This window comes from Variovorax paradoxus, from assembly GCF_029919115.1.
Taxonomy (GTDB): domain Bacteria; phylum Pseudomonadota; class Gammaproteobacteria; order Burkholderiales; family Burkholderiaceae_C; genus Variovorax; species Variovorax paradoxus_O.
This window is the reverse complement of the sequence record NZ_CP123990.1, coordinates 1,429,694-1,447,015: the sequence shown is the minus strand read 5'-3', so window position 1 is coordinate 1,447,015 and position 17,322 is coordinate 1,429,694. Positions and strand designations below refer to the sequence as shown.

At 64.3% G+C, this 17,322-nt stretch carries 15 protein-coding genes and 1 tRNA gene; 5 read left to right on the top strand and 11 right to left on the bottom strand.

Annotated features, from left to right (window positions below; genetic code table 11):
- The first annotated feature begins 73 nt into the window (after positions 1–73).
- Positions 74–1,669, top strand: coding sequence for a nitric oxide reductase transcriptional regulator NorR (norR, locus tag QHG62_RS07140; protein ID WP_281150182.1), 1,596 nt, complete (start codon positions 74–76; stop codon positions 1,667–1,669).
- A gap of 115 nt (positions 1,670–1,784) precedes the next feature.
- The gene (locus tag QHG62_RS07135) at positions 1,785–3,026 is read left to right on the top strand and encodes an MFS transporter (RefSeq protein ID WP_281150180.1); all 1,242 of its coding nucleotides are present in this window, start codon (positions 1,785–1,787) and stop codon (positions 3,024–3,026) included.
- 27 nt (positions 3,027–3,053) lie between these two features.
- Here QHG62_RS07135 and QHG62_RS07130 read toward each other — a convergent pair whose 3' ends face one another.
- Positions 3,054–6,089 (bottom strand): PAS domain S-box protein, encoded by a 3,036-nt coding sequence (locus tag QHG62_RS07130; protein WP_281150179.1) that lies wholly within the window; start codon positions 6,087–6,089, stop codon positions 3,054–3,056.
- A gap of 225 nt (positions 6,090–6,314) precedes the next feature.
- Here QHG62_RS07130 and QHG62_RS07125 point away from each other — a divergent pair, with 225 nt between their 5' ends.
- From QHG62_RS07125 to QHG62_RS07115, 3 genes are read left to right on the top strand one after another with little or no spacing between them, the layout of a single operon-like run.
- The gene (locus QHG62_RS07125) at positions 6,315–6,794 is read left to right on the top strand and encodes a VOC family protein (protein ID WP_281150178.1); all 480 of its coding nucleotides are present in this window, start codon (positions 6,315–6,317) and stop codon (positions 6,792–6,794) included.
- Entirely contained in the window at positions 6,794–7,231 is a 438-nt protein-coding gene (locus QHG62_RS07120) for a hypothetical protein (RefSeq protein ID WP_281150176.1), read from the top strand. The genes QHG62_RS07125 and QHG62_RS07120 overlap by 1 nt, the downstream gene beginning before the upstream one ends.
- A 59-nt stretch (positions 7,232–7,290) precedes the next feature.
- Entirely contained in the window at positions 7,291–7,479 is a 189-nt protein-coding gene (locus QHG62_RS07115) for a hypothetical protein (RefSeq protein ID WP_281150174.1), read from the top strand.
- Between the two features lie 86 nt (positions 7,480–7,565).
- Here QHG62_RS07115 and QHG62_RS07110 read toward each other — a convergent pair.
- The 10 genes from QHG62_RS07110 to aceA form a co-directional block, all read right to left on the bottom strand.
- Positions 7,566–7,642 (bottom strand) — tRNA-Pro (locus QHG62_RS07110).
- Between the two features lie 26 nt (positions 7,643–7,668).
- The gene (locus QHG62_RS07105) at positions 7,669–8,133 is read right to left on the bottom strand and encodes a MerR family transcriptional regulator (protein ID WP_281150173.1); all 465 of its coding nucleotides are present in this window, start codon (positions 8,131–8,133) and stop codon (positions 7,669–7,671) included.
- A gap of 73 nt (positions 8,134–8,206) precedes the next feature.
- Entirely contained in the window at positions 8,207–8,578 is a 372-nt protein-coding gene (locus QHG62_RS07100) for an integration host factor subunit alpha (RefSeq protein ID WP_012747012.1), read from the bottom strand.
- A 5-nt stretch (positions 8,579–8,583) separates the two neighbouring features.
- The gene (gene pheT, locus QHG62_RS07095; RefSeq protein WP_281150171.1) at positions 8,584–11,025 is read right to left on the bottom strand and encodes a phenylalanine--tRNA ligase subunit beta; all 2,442 of its coding nucleotides are present in this window, start codon (positions 11,023–11,025) and stop codon (positions 8,584–8,586) included.
- A gap of 39 nt (positions 11,026–11,064) precedes the next feature.
- Entirely contained in the window at positions 11,065–12,141 is a 1,077-nt protein-coding gene (gene pheS, locus QHG62_RS07090; protein ID WP_281150169.1) for a phenylalanine--tRNA ligase subunit alpha, read from the bottom strand.
- Between the two features lie 115 nt (positions 12,142–12,256).
- Positions 12,257–12,616, bottom strand: a complete 360-nt coding sequence (gene rplT, locus QHG62_RS07085) for a 50S ribosomal protein L20 (RefSeq protein ID WP_012747009.1) — start codon at positions 12,614–12,616, stop codon at positions 12,257–12,259.
- A gap of 24 nt (positions 12,617–12,640) precedes the next feature.
- Positions 12,641–12,844, bottom strand: coding sequence for a 50S ribosomal protein L35 (gene rpmI, locus QHG62_RS07080; protein ID WP_007832497.1), 204 nt, complete (start codon positions 12,842–12,844; stop codon positions 12,641–12,643).
- A gap of 166 nt (positions 12,845–13,010) precedes the next feature.
- Positions 13,011–13,625: a translation initiation factor IF-3 gene (gene infC / locus QHG62_RS07075; RefSeq protein WP_157616638.1), complete on the bottom strand. Its 615-nt coding sequence runs from the start codon at positions 13,623–13,625 to the stop codon at positions 13,011–13,013.
- Positions 13,626–13,728: 103 nt separating this feature from the next.
- Complete coding sequence (thrS, locus tag QHG62_RS07070; RefSeq protein WP_281150166.1) at positions 13,729–15,636, bottom strand: threonine--tRNA ligase; 1,908 nt, start codon at positions 15,634–15,636, stop codon at positions 13,729–13,731.
- Between the two features lie 325 nt (positions 15,637–15,961).
- A complete protein-coding gene (gene aceA, locus QHG62_RS07065; protein ID WP_281150165.1) occupies positions 15,962–17,281 on the bottom strand; it encodes an isocitrate lyase in 1,320 nt (439 codons plus the stop codon).
- Positions 17,282–17,322 lie beyond the last annotated feature (41 nt).

Sequence of the window (17,322 nt, the reverse complement as noted above, 5' to 3'; positions counted from 1 at the left end):
CTGCGCAAGTGCCCGCCGGCATTGGGGATTTTCGCTTCGTGGTCAAATTCGCAACAGCACCAAAGTTGTATTTATGACCACCAGTAGTGTCGATTTGACTACCGCAGAAGCCGATCCAACCTCCGAAGGCCAGCGCTACCGCTCGCTTCTTGCCGCGGCGCGCGGCCTTGTGCGGTGCGACGCCGCCGCGCTGCTGCGGCTCGACGGCGACGTGCTGCGGCCGCTTGCCGTGGACGGCCTGAGCGACGAGACCCTGGGGCGGCAGTTTCCCGTGGCGTCGCATCCGCGCTTCGCGCGCCTGCTCGAGAGCGAACAGGGCCTGCGCTTTGCGCACGATTGCGCCCTGCCCGATCCATACGACGGCCTTGTGGCGGGCCAACCGGGCATCCTGCCGGTGCACGACTGCATGGGCGCGCCGCTTCGCTTGCGTGGTGCCGTCTGGGGCCTGCTGACGCTGGATGCGCTGGAGCCCGGCGCATTCGAATCGGTGAGCCCCGCGCAACTCGAAGCTCTCGTTGCGCTGGTGGAAACGGGCATCGAGTCGGCCCAGACGATCCAGGAGATGGAAGCCCGCGCCATGCGCGAGCAGGCCGTGGTGCAGGCCCTGCGCTCGGGGCGCGGCGCCACGCGCGAACTGCTCGGAAGCAGCGCCGCAATGAAGCAGCTGTGCAGCGAGATCGACACGGTCGCCGCGTCTGACCTCACGGTGCTGGTGCTCGGAGAAACCGGCGTGGGCAAGGACCTGGTGGCACAGCGCCTTCATGCGCTTTCGAGGCGGCGCGACCAGCCGCTCGTGCAGGTGAACTGCGCAGCGCTGCCCGAGACACTGGCCGACAGCGAACTCTTCGGCCACAAGCGCGGCGCGTTCACCGGCGCCGTGCAAGACCGGAACGGCAAGTTCGAGATAGCCGACGGCGGCACGCTCTTTCTGGACGAAGTGGGCGAGCTGCCGCTGACGGTGCAGGCCAAGCTCTTGCGCGTGCTGCAAAGCGGCGAGGTGCAGCGGCCCGGCAGCGACCGGACGCTGAAGGTCGACGTGCGCGTGATTGCGGCCACCAACCGCGACCTGCCCGCCGCCATTGCGCAAGGGCGTTTTCGCGCTGACCTTTACCACCGGCTCTCGGTGTATCCGCTGGTGGTGCCGCCGCTGCGCGAGCGCGGGCGCGACGTGGTGGCCCTGGCAGGCGGTTTTCTCGAGGAGAACCAGCATCGCCTCGGCGCGCGCAACCTGCGGCTCTCACCGGCCTCGAAGGCCGCCTTGCTGGCGCACAACTGGCCGGGCAATGTGCGAGAGCTCGAGCACGTCGTCAGCCGCGCGGCGCTCAGGGCTTTTACCGAGCAAGGCCGCGGCGCGCGGTGGACAGCCGTCGAGCCGCACCACCTGGCGTTGGATGCCGCGGCGGGCGGCGGGCAAGCAGCGGAATCACCGCCGCCGCTTGCGGCGGCACCGACGCCGGCCGGTGACAGCAAGGCAAGCGTCACTGCCACCGCCCCGGGCCGCACGCTGCGCGAAGCGACGGCCGCCTTCCAGCGCGCGTGGCTCGCCGATGTGCTGGCGCGCCACAACGGGCACATGGCCAACGCTGCGCGCGAGGCCGGCATCGACCGCAGCAACTTTCACCGCACGTTGCGAAAGCTGGGGGTGCGCCCCTCGGGCGACGAGCAATAACACCGCAAGAGCCGCCGCTCGATCGGCGAGGCACAAAAAAGGCGCTGCGGAAAAAACAAAAGGACTGTACAGTAAACCAATTGGTTCACCATTACATTCCTTCCGGAGCAAGACGATGAACATCCGTGCCTCCGCGCGCCCGGCCGACGCGCTCGATTCGAACTGGTCCATTGTTGCCGCCGGCGCGCTGATGACTTGCGTTGCCATTGGCGTGCTGTTCTCGCTGGCGGTTTTTCTGGAGCCCATGAGCGCGGCCACGGGCTGGTCCCGGGCCGGCATTTCGAGCGCGATGACGCTGGCCTTCTTGAGCATGGGCGTGGCCGGCTTCGGCTGGGGCGCATTGAGCGACCGCTACGGCCCGCGCGTGGTGGTGCTGGCGGGCACGGTGCTGCTGGGGCTTTCGACGGTGCTTGCCAGCCGCGCATCGACCTTGCTCCAGTTCCAGCTTTTCTACGGCGTGATGATGGGCATTGCCGCCGGCAGCTTCTTCGCCCCGGTGATCGCAACCACCGCGTCATGGTTCGACAAGCATCGCAGCCTGGCCGTCTCGCTGGTGTCGGCGGGCATGGGCGTGGCGCCGATGACCATTTCTCCGCTGGCCGCGTGGCTGGTAACGCACTACGACTGGCGCATGGCGCAGTTGATCATCGGCATTGGCGCATGGGTCGTGCTGCTGCCCGCCGTGTGGCTTGTCCGCGCGGCTCCCGGCGCTTCCCCCGCCGCCGCGGGCGGAGCAGCGCAGGCGCCGGAGATGAAGGTCGGCGAGGCGCTGCGCTCGCGTGCTTTCCTCGTGCTCGGAATCACCTTCTTCGCTTGCTGCGCGGCGCATTCGGGGCCGATCTTCCACACGGTCAGCTACGCCATCGGCTGCGGCCTTCCGACCTTCGCGGCGGTGACCATCTACAGCATGGAAGGCGCGGCCGGCCTGGGTGGGCGATTGCTCTTCGGGGTGCTGGCGGACCGGTTGGGTGCCAAGCGGGTGCTTGTCGCGGGCTTGCTGATCCAGGCGTTTGCCGCTGCCAGCTACCTGCTGGTCAACCAGTTGGGCGGCTTCTATGCCGTGGCCATTGTTTTCGGCCTTGCGTACGGCGGCGTGATGCCGCTCTATGCCGTGCTGGCGCGGGACTATTTTGGCACGCGCATCCTGGGCACGGTGCTGGGCGCGGCGTCGATGTTGTCCAGTGTCGGCATGGCGCTGGGTCCGGTGCTGGGCGGCTGGCTCTTCGACCGCTACGGCAGTTATGCCTGGATGTACATCGGCTCCATGGCCGTAGGGCTTGGCGCGGTGCTCATCGCACTCACGTTCCCCCGAACGGACCACGCCGGCAAGCAACCGCGCCTGCAGCCGGCAGGGTAAGGACCTGGACTGCGGTCCGGGGCTGGGTCATGGGCGGTCGTCTTGCACCGGCAGCGGCGCCACCTGGACATTGTTGCGGCCCGATCGCTTGGCCTGGTAGAGCATTTCGTCCGCGCGCTTGACCAGCGTGGCGGCGTCCGCGTTGCCGCCTTGGTAGAACGCCAAGCCGATGCTCAACGTGATGTTGATCGTCAGCTGAGCTTGGTGCTGCTGCTCGATGGCAAACGGCGCTTGCGTGGCCGCGACGAGCTTCGCGGCAGCGGAGACCGCAACGTCGGTATTGGGCAGGCCTTCCATGATCACCGTGAACTCGTCGCCGCCGAGGCGCGCCCGCACGTCGGTGGAGCGCAGGCCATGCGACAGCCTGTTCGAAAAAGCCTTCAGCAGCTCGTCTCCCGCCTGATGGCCGAACTGGTCGTTGACCTGTTTGAAGCCGTCGATGTCCAGGTACATCAGCGCCATCAGCGCGCCGGCGCCCCGGCTGCGCTCCATGGCCTCGCCCAGGCGCGCCTGGAAGCCCGCGCGGTTGGCAAGTCCGGTGAGCGGATCGATCTGCGCCAGGTTGACCAGGCGCTTCTCCTCGAGCTTCTGGCGCGTGATGTCGGTGATGACGGCGTGGAAGCCGACGATGGTGTCGGCATTTGCGGCGGGCTGCGGAATGTACTGGGCCTCATAGCAGTTGTAGCTGTCGCTTTGAGTGTCTTCGCTCTGGAAGGTGACCACCTCGCCGGCGAGCGCGGCGCGTATGTGCGGCTTCACGCTCTCGTAGGCGGGCTCGCCGAGCAGTTCCTGCACGGTGTGGCCCTGGATCTGGTCGCGCGAGAGGCCGAATTCACGCTCGTAGGCCAGGGCGTTGAAGCGGTAGCGCTCGTCCGCGTCGATGTAGGCCACGCGCATGGGCAGCGCGTCGGCTACCGTGCGCAGGCGGGCCTCGCTCTCTTGAAGGGCTTCTTCCGCCTCGTGGTGCGCGGTGATGTCGCTGTCCAGCGTGTAGAGGCCCATGACCCTGCCCTGCTCATTGCGCTCCGGAACCAGCGTGGCCTGGATGTCGCGGCGCCCGCCGGGGCCCGTCACCCTTCGCTCGTAGGTAACCTGGCGCCCTGCGAGTGCGGCGCGCAGATGCGGCTCCATCTGGGCCCAGGCCTCGTCTCCGTAGAACTCGCGCATGCTGCGGCCGATCAGCTTTTCGGGGTCGACACCGAACCAGTCCTGGTAAGCCTTGTTGACGAAGCGGAAGCGCAAGTCCCAGTCCAGGTAGGAGATCAGCGCAGGCAGGTGGTCCGTCACCATGCGCAGGCGGTGTTCGCTGTTGCGAAGCGCCTGTTGCGCCGCCTTGGCCGCAGAAATGTCGCGCATCAGGCCCGAGAAATACTCCACCTTGCCGTGCTTGTCGCGGTGCGCAATGACCATGTGGCTGACCGGAAACTCGCGGCGCTCGGCGTCCCACACCATCGACTCTCCGACCCATACGCCATTGGCAAGCGCGGTGGGCACAACCTCAGACCGGAACCTTTCGATTGTCCTGGGCGGATTGAAGTCGCTCGCGCTCAGCTGTTCGATCGGCGCATCGAGACGCAGCCCGGTGCGAAGGCGCGCGGCCGGGTTCATATAGATGAGCCGGCCCGCCACATCGAGCTGGACGATGTAGTCCGTCGTCATGTCGAAGATGGCCGTGAGCGTGCGAAGGGCCTCGTCGGCCCGGGTGCGCTCGGTGATGTCGGTCACCGTTCCAACATGGCCGAGAACCCGGCCGCCGACGATCACAGGCCGGCTCTTCAATGCCACCAGCACGCGGGTTCCATCCCTGCGATGCAGCCGGCGAGTCGCGCTGAATGGCTCTGGCGTGTTGACAAGACGAATCCATTCCTTGCGCACCTTTTCACGGATGTCCTCGCGCACCAGCGTGAGCCATCCCTGGGCGGCATCTTTCCGTTCCAGGCCATGGATCGCCAGGTACTCGTCGTTCACGTAGGTCGCGCGTCCTTCGGTGTCTGAACGGAACAGTCCGACGGGCGATGCATCGGTTACCGCCGCCACCTCAAGGCGCTGCTCGCGCAGCTCGGCCATCAAGGCGTCGAACTCGCGTGCCAGTTCGCCGCGTTCGTCGTTGGCGGCAACATCGAGCTTGACCTTGCTGTCGGGCGAATGCCGCAGCGAGCGGATGGCCTTGGTCAGCGCCTCCAGCGGCCGCATCACCCACGACGTACCCAGCCAGACGAGGAGCGCGCAGCCCAGGCCAAGCCACAACAGTTGCAGCAGCAGGGCCCGCCGTGCCTGCTCCAGCGGGGCGTAGGCAATGCTCGCCGGCACGATCAGACGCAACTCCCAGTCGGCGTTGCGTATGGTGGCGCGGGTCGCGAGATCGTTCAGGGTGCCATCGGCTGGCGCCACAGCAGCTGCACTTGCCGGCTTCAGCAGCAGGGTCGAGTCATGGTGCATGACCACCTGCGGGGACGCGTCGCGCGTGACGATCACGTAGTAGCCGCCCCGGCCGACGGTGGCTTGGCTCATGTCGCCGAGCACGTTGGCGCGCTGCAGGTTCAGGGCCGCGCCAAGCACGCCGATGAGGCGGCCCTCCGGTGTTTCGACCGGAACCGCCATGATCACCGCGGGCTGTTTGCCACCTTTGGTAAGCAAGGGTGCCGAGATGGCGGGTTGCCTCAGGTCGCGCACTTGCCGGAAGTAATCGCGATCGGCAACGTTCGGTGGGTCGCTCGCAGGCGGGTTGATGGCAACGATGGCGCCGTCCAGGTTGGCCAGCGCAGCGTCGTCGAACATCGCGCGCAGGTCCATGTCCGAAAGAAAGCGCTGCCGCGCGTCCGCGTCGTCGAAACCGCGCGCACCGAGCTCCCGTGCTGCTCGTGCCAAGGCGGCCAGATGAACGCCCAGCTTGTAGTCGAGATCGGCCGCAGCGCTTTCAGTGAGCGCCTGCTGCTGCTCGCGCATCAGGGTGAGGTATTCGCTGGACAGGTTGCGGTACTGCCACCAGCCCGTTGCGCCGACAAGAGCGAGCACGAGAGAAGTGACCAGCAGCGCCGTCTTCGTTCTCAGCTTGAGCCGCACGTGGTTTCCTTCGCGAGGAGGGTTGTTCGTGGCCGCATTTTTCGATGATAGCAACGGCCTTTTTCCTCGCCCGCGCGGCAGCCATCCAGGGAGCGTCGCCGGCGCCGGCAAACAGCAGAGTTACTGGCAATGGGACGCGGATTTGCGTATGGTCTGGTGCGTTCCACCGATGGGTCGAAAACCGTCACCGGATGCGATCTGTCTTCTCAACCCAGGAGAACCAAGATGGCCAGCAAGAACACGATATGTCTCTGGTACGACCGCGATGCACTGGACGCCGCCAAGTTCTACGCCGAGACCTTTCCAGACAGTTCGGTGGGCGCAGTCCATCGCGCGCCCGGCGACTACCCGTCGGGCAAGCAAGGCGATGTCTTGACGGTCGAATTCACCGTGATGGGCATTCCTTGCCTCGGACTGAACGGAGGGCCGGTGTTCAAGCACAACGAGGCCTTTTCGTTTCAGGTGGCAACCGACGACCAGGCCGAGACCGACCGGCTGTGGAGTGCGATTGTCGGAAACGGCGGCCAGGAAAGCGAGTGCGGCTGGTGCAAGGACAAATGGGGGCTCTCGTGGCAGATCACGCCGCGCGCCTTGATCGCCGCAATTGCCGACCCCGACCCGGCGGCGGCCAAGCGCGCATTCGAAGCCATGATGGAGATGAGAAAGATCGACATTGCGACGATCGAAGCGGCCCGGCGCGGTTGATGCGCCAACCGCTCGTGCAGGATGCCCGCTGGATCAAATGTAGTACGTTAGAATTCATTTCCAGCAAATATTTGATCCGCCGACCGGCGCGCGTCGGGAACCAAGCGAAGCAGTACCGCGCCAGCACCACGCACTTTGAGGCCGCCAAGGGCGGCGACAACATGACGACGATCAACGACCCATGTCCGGTTTCCAGCGCCGCCGAACGCATAGGCGAGGCCGAAGTGTTCGAGGCGCAGATCACCACCATGGCCTCGATGCTGCGCGCCATGTACATGGCACACCCTGCGCCCGAAAGAGTCAGGCACTACTTCGATCAGCTGATCGCCCAGTTGCTGTCGAGCCCGTATGTGAGCGGCGACCCGGATCGCCAAGCGATCCTGCAAGACGCGGCGGAAAGCCTGACTCGTCGCATGCCGGCAGCCGAGGCAGGCTAGCGCACGAAAAAACTGCCCGTCCAAACAATCCATGAGCGCGCGCAACTCGTAATGGCGGGATGCGCAGTGAAAGCAATTTCGAGCTGAAACGACGGATCGCGGAACTCAACGCAGTTGCGAAGCAACTGGTTGATGAATCTGCGCGCCTGCGCAAGAAGGCGGCAATCCTGAGGGCCGAATACGCGAAGGTGCGGCTCGGCTCTCGGCAAGAGGCGCCGGCTTCGTCTGGCCAAGGCGCTTTGACGTAGATGCCCCGCGTGCTTTTCAGCAAAATAAAAAGGGCCTCGTTCGTTGGAACCAGGCCCTTTTAAATCCTTGTTTGACAAGGCAATTTTGGTCGGTGTGAAAGGATTCGAACCTTCGACCCCTTGCACCCCATGCAAGTGCGCTACCAGGCTGCGCCACACACCGAAGCTCTCAATTATAGCCGGCTGAAATCACCGTCCGACGGTCAGCAGCTCACGAATTTCAAAGAGTTCGCGTCGCAGGTGCAGCAATTGCGACGGATCGATCGTGCGAGCGGCACTTCCGGATGCGGGATCGTCGTCCTCGTGAACGGCTGCATCGAACTCTTCCTGGTCGATTTCGACCGCCTCCATGCCCTCGAGCGGCACCATGCCCGCCTTGCGGCGGTCGCGCTCGCCCTGCACCAGCTCCTGCAGCTTGTTGCGCGCACCGCTGATGGTGAAGCCCTGGTCGTAGAGCAGATCGCGGATGCGGCGGATCATGAGCACTTCGTGGTGCTGGTAGTAGCGCCGGTTGCCGCGCCGCTTCATGGGGCGCAGTTGCGTGAACTCCTGCTCCCAGTAACGCAGCACGTGCGGCTTGACGCCGCAAAGTTCGCCGACCTCACCGATGGTGAAGTAGCGTTTGACGGGGATCGGCGGGAGCGCTTTCTCCATTATTTCCATTGAAATCAAGACCGTGCGCGGGAAACCTTAGAGATTACTCTACGCACCCGCGCAGCACCAAGCACTATTCGGCGCCCAGGCTCCACTCGACTTCGGAAGTGCCGCTCTGCTCGATGCTTCCGTGAATCTGTTCCTTCAGCTTGGCGCTCGCGTGAAAGGTGGCCACGCGGCGCTCGCCGATCGGAATGGCTTCGCCGGTGCGCGGGTTGCGGCCAGGCCGGGGCGCCTTCACACGGATCTGGAAGTTGCCGAAGCCGGAGATCTTCACGTCCGTGCCTTCGATCAGGCTGTTGGCGATGAGGTCGAAAAACGCCTCCACCATGTCCTTGGATTCGCGCTTGTTCAGGCCGATCTGCTCGAACAGCAGGTCGGCCAGGTGCGCCTTCGTGAGTGCGGGCGTTTCGAGGGCTTCGAGCGTGAATTCCGCAGCGTTCATTCTCATCAACCCCTCAGGCGTGCGCCGAGCTTGGCGCTCAATTGTTCGACGATGGCGCGCACGGCCGGCTCCACCTGCTCGTCCGTCAGCGTGGCGTTGTCGTCCTGGAAGCTCAGGCGCACCGCCATGCTCTTGTCCCCGTGCGCCAGGCCTCCCGATGCCGGCACGGCACCGTCGCGCGCAGGTTGCGGGCGATAGATGTCGAACAGCGTGGCGTCCCGCAGCAGCCCCTGGGCTGCCGCAGCCGAATGGATGGTCTGCATCAACGCATTGTGCGTGACGGCCTCGGCCACCACCACGGCGATGTCGCGCTCGACGGCCTGGTGCTTGGGCACAGGCTTTGCCACGGGCACGGGGCGCGCGGCAACGGCGTCGAGGTCCAGTTCGAAGATCACCGGGGCCAGCGCAAAGTCCCACTTCTGGCGCCAGCGCGGGTGCAGCTCGCCGACAAAGCCGATGGCCTTGCCGTCGATCAGCACGCGCGCCGAGCGGCCGGGGTGCAGGGCGGGATGCTCGGCCGCCTCGAAGCTCGGCACCAGCGGCGCGAGCAATGCTTCGACGTCGCCCTTGGCGTCGTAGAAGTCGACACGATGCGGCTTGCCGTCCCAGCGCGCTTCTTCGGCATCGCCCCATGCAAGGCCGGCCACCCGCATCGGCTGGTGTACGCCGCGTACGGTGCTGTCGGTGGTGGCCACGCTGTCGTCGCGCATGAACACGCGGCCCAGTTCGAACACGCGCACGCGCGGCGCCTTGCGGTCGAGATTGAACTTGAGCACCTGCAGCAGCGAGCCGATCAGCGACGAGCGCATCACGCTCATCTGGCTGGCGATGGGGTTCAGCAGCTTGACGGGGTTGGCATTGCCGGCGAGGTCTTGCTCCCAATGCGCTTCCACGAAGCTGAAGTTGATGGTTTCCTGGTAGCCGAGCGCCGCGATGCTGCGGCGCACCGCGAAGCGGCTGCGCTGCGCCTCGGGACGCACACGTGCCGTGATGGGCGCCAGCGGCGCCGTGGTCGGCAGGTTGTTGAAGCCGATGAGGCGCGCAACCTCTTCGATCAGGTCTTCCTCGATCAGCAGGTCGAAGCGATGCGGCGGCGGAGTCACGGTCAATGTGCCCTCGCCTTCGCTGAGGGCAAAGCCGAGGCGGCGCAGCGCGTCGGCGCATTGCGCCTGCGTGAGCGGCATGCCGATGACGCGCGCTGCGCGTGCCACGCGCAACGTGACCGGCATGGCTTCGGGCACGTTCAGGATCTTGTCGTCCATGGCGCCGGCCTGGCCGCCGCAGATCTCGATGATGAGCTGCGTGATGCGCTCGATGATCTCCACCGTGCGGCTCGGATCGACACCGCGCTCATAGCGGTGCCCTGCGTCGGTCGAAAAGTTGAAGCGGCGCGAGCGGCCCTGAACGGCTTCGGGCCACCAGAAGGCGGCCTCGACGTAGATGTTGCGAGTGTCGTCGGACACGGAGGTCGCGTCGCCGCCCATGATGCCGGCGAGTGACTCGACGGCCTCGTTGTCGGCAATCACGCCGACCTTGTCGTCGACGCTGATGGTGTTGCCGTTCAGCAGCTTGAGCTGTTCGCCCGCCTTGCCCCAGCGCACCGTGAGGCCGCCATGGATCTTGTCGAGGTCGAAGATGTGGCTGGGCTGGCCGTATTCGAACATGACGTAGTTCGAGATGTCGACCAGCGGCGTCACGCTGCGTTGGCCGCAGCGCGCAAGCCGCTCGACCATCCATGCCGGCGTGGCCACCTTGGTGTTCACACCGCGCACAATGCGGCCCGAAAAACGGCCGCAGAGTTCGGGTGCTTCCACCTTCACCGGCAGCACATCGGCAAACGATGCGGCCACCGGCGGGATGGCCGGCGTCTTGAGCGGCGCGCCGGTGAGCGCTGCGAGTTCGCGCGCAACACCGTAGACGCTCAGGCCGTGGGCAAGGTTGGGCGTGAGCTTGAGGGTGAGCAGCGCGTCGTCGAGCTTGAGCACGTCGCGCACGTCGGCGCCAATGGGCGCACCGGCGTCGAGCTCGAGCAGGCCCCCATGGTCTTCGCTCAATTGCAGTTCGCGTGCGGAGCACAGCATGCCTTGGCTCTCGACACCACGCAGCTTGCCGAGCTTGATGAGAAAGGGCTTGCCGTCTTCGCCCGGCGGCAGTTCGGCGCCGACCAGCGCGCAAGGCACCTTGATGCCGACGCGCGCATTGGGTGCGCCGCACACGATGTTGAGCAAGGCGCCCTGCCCCACGTCGACTTGGCACACGCGCAGCCGATCGGCATTGGGGTGCTGCACGGCTTCCTTGATTTCGCCGACCACGATGCGGCTGAAGGGCGGCGCGACGGGGCGGCGCTCTTCGACCTCGAAACCGCCCATGGTGAGCGTTTCGGCCAGTTCGGCGCTGCCGAGGGGCGGATTGCAGAACTCGCGCAGCCAGGATTCCGGGAATTGCATCTCTTCGATCTCGTATTCGGTTTTTCTATGGATGGGTGCTTACTGGAACTGCGAGAGAAAGCGCAAGTCGCCGTCGAAGAACAGCCGCAAATCGTTCACGCCGTAGCGCAGCATCGTGAGCCGGTCGGGGCCCATGCCAAAGGCAAAGCCGATGTAGCGCTCCGGGTCGAGCCCCATGTTGCGCACCACGTTCGGGTGCACTTGGCCAGAGCCCGCGACTTCGAGCCAGCGGCCGGCGAGCGGGCCGCTCGCAAACTGGATGTCGATCTCGGCGCTGGGCTCGGTAAACGGGAAGAAGCTCGGCCGAAAGCGCAGCACGAGGTCGTCGCTCTCGAAGAAGGTACGGCAGAAGTCCGTGAAGACGACCTTCAGGTCCTTGAAGCTCACGTTCTCGCCAAGCCACAGGCCTTCGCACTGGTGGAACATGGGCGAGTGGGTGGCATCGCTGTCTACACGGTAGGTGCGGCCCGGCGCAATCACGCGGATCTCGGGCGCCTTGACGGCACCGGTGGTGTCTGCGGCTGCGGCCGCGAACTCGGCCGCGTACTTCTTGATGTGCTGATGCGCATAGCGCACCTGCATCGGGCTGGTGTGCGGACGCAGGTTGTACGGAATGCCGTCGTCGCCGTTCAGGTCGACATAGAACGTGTCCTGCATCGAACGCGCCGGATGGTTCGGCGGGTTGTTGAGCGAGGTGAAGCTGTGCCAGTCGCTCTCGATCTCCGGGCCGTCGGCCACGTCGAAGCCCATGCTCGAGAAGATCTCCTCGATGCGCTCCAGGGTGCGGCTCACCGGGTGCAGGCCGCCCGGAATGCGGCGGCGGCCAGGCAGGCTCACGTCAAGCGCTTCTGCGCGCAGCTGTTGCGAAAGCTCCTCGTCCGCCAGCTGCTGGCGGCGTTCGGTCAGTGCGGACTCGATGGCCTGCTTGGCCACATTGATTGCGGCGCCGCGCGACTTCTTCTCGTCGACGCTGAGCGCGGCCATGCCCTTCATCAGCTCGGTGATGCGGCCCGATTTGCCGAGGAACTGCGCCTTGGCGTTCTCGAGCTCGGCGGGCGTTTTCGCTTCGGCGAAGGCAACGCGTGCGGTGTCGACCAGGGAGTCCAACTCGTTCATAGCAACAAAAAATAGGCGGGGGAAATAAAAAAAGAGCTGGAGCCTTTTCAAGCGCCAGCCCTTGTGTCGTGGGCGCAGGAGGCTGCCACGAAGACAGCCGCCCTGCTGTACAGGATCAAGCAGCCAGCTTGGCCTTGACCTGCTCCACGATGCCGGCAAAAGCGGCCTTGTCGTGCACTGCGATGTCCGCAAGCATCTTGCGGTCGATCTCGATTCCGGCCTTGCGGATGCCGTTTGCGAACTGGCTGTAGGTCAGGCCCAGTTCACGCGAGGCGGCGTTGATACGCGCGATCCACAGTTGACGGAAAACGCGCTTCTTGGTGCGGCGGTCACGGTAGGCATATTGCCCAGCCTTCATTACCGCCTGTTTGGCGATGCGGAAGACATTACCGCGGCGACCACGGAAACCCTTGGCGAGTGCGAGAACTTTCTTGTGGCGGGCGCGAGCCGTTACACCACGTTTGACGCGAGGCATGTGTGTACTCCTTGTTCGTCTGAGTTAAATGCCACGGCCTGGCAGCATGGCGGCGACGGAAACCATGTTGGTTTCATGCACTGCGACTGCACCACGGAGGTGACGCTTGTTCTTGGTGGTCTTCTTGGTCAAGATGTGACGTTTGAAGGCTTGACCGCGCTTGACGGTGCCACCGGGACGAACGCGGAAACGTTTTTTCGCGCTGCTCTTGGTCTTCATTTTGGGCATATGAATGCTCCTTTAGTTTGTGCTCGTGAGGCGCCGCGGATACTCCACGGACTTGTTGGCCCCGAGACACTTCTTTATTTCGCCCCTGCCGGCACTTCTTTCGAAGCGCCCTCAAAGGCGAAATTCTTTAAAACCCTGCTATCTCTCTGTCACTCAGCCGGCCTTTTCAGGCTGCTGCAGGCGCCGACGTTTCCGACGACGCCGGCTTGGCGGTACCGCCGCCCGGCTTCTTTCGGCCCGGAGCGATCATCATGATCATCTGCCGGCCTTCGAGCTTCGGGAACTGCTCGACGACGATCAGGTCGCCCAACTCATCGCGAATGCGCTGCAGCAAAGCCAAACCGAGCTCCTGGTGCGTGATCTCGCGGCCGCGAAAGCGCAGCGTGATCTTGCATTTGTCGCCCTCTTCAAGAAAGCGCTTGATGTTGCGCATCTTGATGTTGTAGTCACCATCGTCGGTACCGGGCCGGAACTTGATTTCCTTGACCTCGATGACCTTCTGCTTCGACTTTGCCTCGGCCGCCTTCTTCTGCTCGTGGTACTTGAACTTGCCGTACTCGATCAGACGACAGACAGGCGGGTTGGCCGCGGCAACGACCTCGACCAGATCCACGTCAGCCTCACCGGCGAGGCGCAAGGCCTCGGAGAGACTCATAACACCCAATGGCTCGTTTTCCGGGCCTACAAGGCGGACTTCCGGGGCCATGATTTCCCGGTTCAGGCGGTGTTGGCGTTCCTCGCGGTGGCGGCGGTCGCGAAATGCAGTAGCGATGGTCAGAATCCTTCAAAAGTTGCTACAAAATCTGTAGCGGACGCCGGTCAGTTCTCGCGAACAAGCGGCAAAATGGCTCAAGAAACACATGTGAGGGTGCTTCCGGGACAAATCAACGCTTGTCAGCAATATCCTGAACGAGCCGTAGTACGAACGATCCGAGGGACATTGCACCGAGGTCTTGATTGCCCCGGGCGCGCACTGCGACGGCACCGGCTTCCTTCTCCTTGTCGCCTACGACGAGGATATAGGGAAGCTTTTGCAACGAATGCTTGCGTATTTTATACGTAATCTTCTCGTTGTGCAGGTCCAGCTGAACCCTAAGCCCTTGATTCTGCAGCGTTTTCGCCACTGAAGCGGCGTAATCCGCCTGCCCTTCGCTGATATTGAGCACCGCCACCTGCACCGGAGCGAGCCATGCGGGCAGTGCGCCGGCATGGTGTTCGATCAGCATGCCGATGAAGCGCTCCAGGCTACCTACGATGGCGCGGTGCAGCATGACCGGATGGGCGCGGCCGCTCGATTCCGTGACGTATTCGCCGCCCAGGCGCTCGGCCGTGTTGAAGTCGACCTGCATCGTGCCGCACTGCCACTGGCGGCCCAGCGCGTCCTTCAGCGTGTATTCGATCTTCGGGCCGTAGAAGGCGCCGTCGCCGGGAGAGATGATGAAGTCGACCCCGGAGCGGCGCAGCGCCTCCATCACGGCATGCTCGGCCTTGTCCCACAGCTCGTCGGAGCCCACGCGGTTGTCGGGCCGTGTGGCCACCTTGTAGAGGATGTCCGTGAAGCCGAAGTCGGCATACACCTTCTGCAGCTGTTCGGTGTACGCAATGCACTCGTCGAGGATCTGGTCTTCCGTGCAGAAGATGTGGCCGTCGTCCTGCGTGAAGCCGCGCACGCGCATGATGCCGTGCAGCGCGCCGCTGGGTTCGTTGCGGTGGCACTGGCCGAATTCGCCGTAGCGCAGCGGCAGGTCGCGGTAGCTGCGCAGGTCGCTCTTGAAGATGAGCACATGGCCAGGGCAGTTCATCGGCTTGAGCGCGTATTCGCGCTTTTCCGATTCCGTCGTGAACATGTTGTCGCGGTAGTTCTGCCAGTGGCCCGTTTTCTCCCACAGGCTCTTGTCCAGGATCTGCGGGCCCTTCACTTCCCAGTAGCCCGTGTCGCGGTAGATGCCGCGCATGTACTGCTCCACCGCCTGCCACACGGCCCAACCCTTGGGGTGCCAGAACACCACGCCCGGCGCCACTTCGTCGATGTGGAACAGGTCGAGTTCCTTGCCCAGCTTGCGGTGGTCGCGCTTCTCGGCCTCTTCGATGCGCTGGATGTACTGGTCGAGCTGCTTCTTGTCGGCCCAGGCCGTGCCGTAGATACGCTGCAGCTGCTCGTTCTTGGCGTCGCCGCGCCAGTAGGCGCCGGCCAGCTTCGTGAGCTTGAAGACCTTCAGGAAGCGCGTGTTCGGCACGTGCGGGCCGCGGCACATGTCCACGTATTCCTGGTGGTAGTACAGGCCCATGGCCTGCTCGTCGGGCATGTCCTCGACGAGGCGCAGCTTGTAGTCTTCGCCGCGCGACTTGAACACCTCGATGACTTCGGCGCGCGGCGTCATCTTCTTGACCACGTCGTAATCCTGCGCAATGAGCTCGCGCATGCGCGCCTCGATGGCCGCCATGTCTTCGGGCGTGAAGGGGCGCTCGTACGAAATGTCGTAATAAAAGCCCTCTTCGATCACCGGGCCGATGACCATCTTGGCCGTCGGATACAGCTGCTTCACCGCATGGCCGACCAGATGGGCCGTCGAGTGGCGGATGATCTCCAGGCCCTCGTCGTCCTTGGGCGTGATGATCTGCAGCTTGGCGTCGCGGTCGATGACGTCGCTGGCATCGACCAGTTTGCCGTCGACCTTGCCGGCCACCGTCATCTTGGCGAGCCCCGGTCCGATGGACTGGGCAACTTCGGCCACCGAAACCGGGCCGGGGAACTCGCGGCGCGAGTTGTCGGGAAGCGTGATCTGGATCATGGAAAAAACCTTGGGCGAAAAACAAAAAAGCGCGGTGATTGCCGCGCTTTGCCTGGTGTGAGAGCTGGAAGAAACCAGCGTGCGCGGTCTACCGGCCTTTTCCTTCGAAGAAGAAAAAGCCGCTGAATCCTTGCGGAGTAGTTCGCGGTGTCATAACCAGGGTGCCTTTCTCGCTCTTGTTGGGTGCAGAGACCGCAATTCTATCCGCTGCCGGTTCAGGCCGTCGGCATCGGGTCTTGCACGCCCAGATGAAAAAAACCCGGCGCAGGGCCGGGCTCTTAGGTGGCCGCGAACCGCCTGTGGAGGCGGTTCGAGTAACGGCCGATCAGTGGAACTGTTCTTCTTCGGTCGAGCCCGTCAGCGCCGTGACGCTGGACTTGCCGCCCTGGATGACCGTGGTCACCTCGTCGAAGTAGCCGGTGCCCACTTCCTGCTGGTGCGACACGAAGGTGTAGCCGCGGTCGCGTGCTGCGAACTCGGGCTCTTGCACCTTCTCGACATAGGCCGACATGCCGCGCTGCACGTAGTCTTGCGCCAGGTCGAACATGTTGAACCACATCGAGTGAATGCCGGCCAGCGTGATGAACTGGTACTTGTAGCCCATGGCGCCCAGCTCCTTCTGGAACTTGGCAATGGTCGCATCGTCGAGGTTCTTCTTCCAGTTGAACGACGGCGAGCAGTTGTAGGCCAACATCTTGCCGGGGTGCACCTTGTGCACGGCTTCAGCGAACTTGCGGGCAAATTCGAGGTCGGGCGTGCCGGTTTCGCACCACACCAGGTCGGCGTAATACGCGTAGGCAACGGCGCGGCTGATGGCCTGCTCCATGCCCTTCTTCGTCTTGTAGAAGCCCTCCGCGGTGCGCTCACCGGTCAGGAAGGGCTTGTCGTTCTCGTCGTAGTCGCTCGTGATGAGGTCGGCCGCTTCCGCATCGGTGCGTGCAATCACGAGCGTCGGCGTGCCGCAAACGTCAGCCGCCATGCGCGCTGCGATGAGCTTCTGCACGGCCTCGGTGGTGGGCACGAGCACCTTGCCGCCCATGTGGCCGCACTTCTTGACCGAGGCGAGCTGGTCTTCGAAGTGCACGCCGCCGGCGCCGGCCTTGATCATGGCCTTCATCAGTTCGAAGCCGTTCAGCACGCCGCCAAAGCCTGCTTCGGCATCGGCAACGATGGGGGCGAAATAATCGACATAGCCCTTGTCGCCCGGGTTCACGTTCTTCGACCACTGGATTTCGTCCGCGCGGCGGAAGGTGTTGTTGATGCGCTCGACCACATTGGGCACCGAATCCACCGGATACAGCGACTGGTCGGGATACATCGACGAATAGCTGTTGGCATCTGCCGCAACCTGCCAGCCCGACAGGTAGATGGCCTTCACACCGGCCTTCACCTGCTGCATGGCCTGGCCGCCCGTGAGCGCGCCGAGGCAGTTGACGTAGGGCTCGTTGTTCACCAGCTCCCAGAGCTTCTCGGCGCCGCGGCGGGCCAGCGTGTGCTCGATGGGGAACGAGCCGCGAAGGCGCACAACGTCGGCCGCGCTGTAGCCGCGCTTGATGCCCTTCCAGCGGGGATTGGTGGCCCAGTCTTTCTCGAGGGCGGCAATTTGCTGTTCGCGGCTCAGTTGTTCGGTAAGGGTCTGGGGCATGGTCACTCCGTGAGGTTGATTGAAGGTTGGGCGCTGCGGCC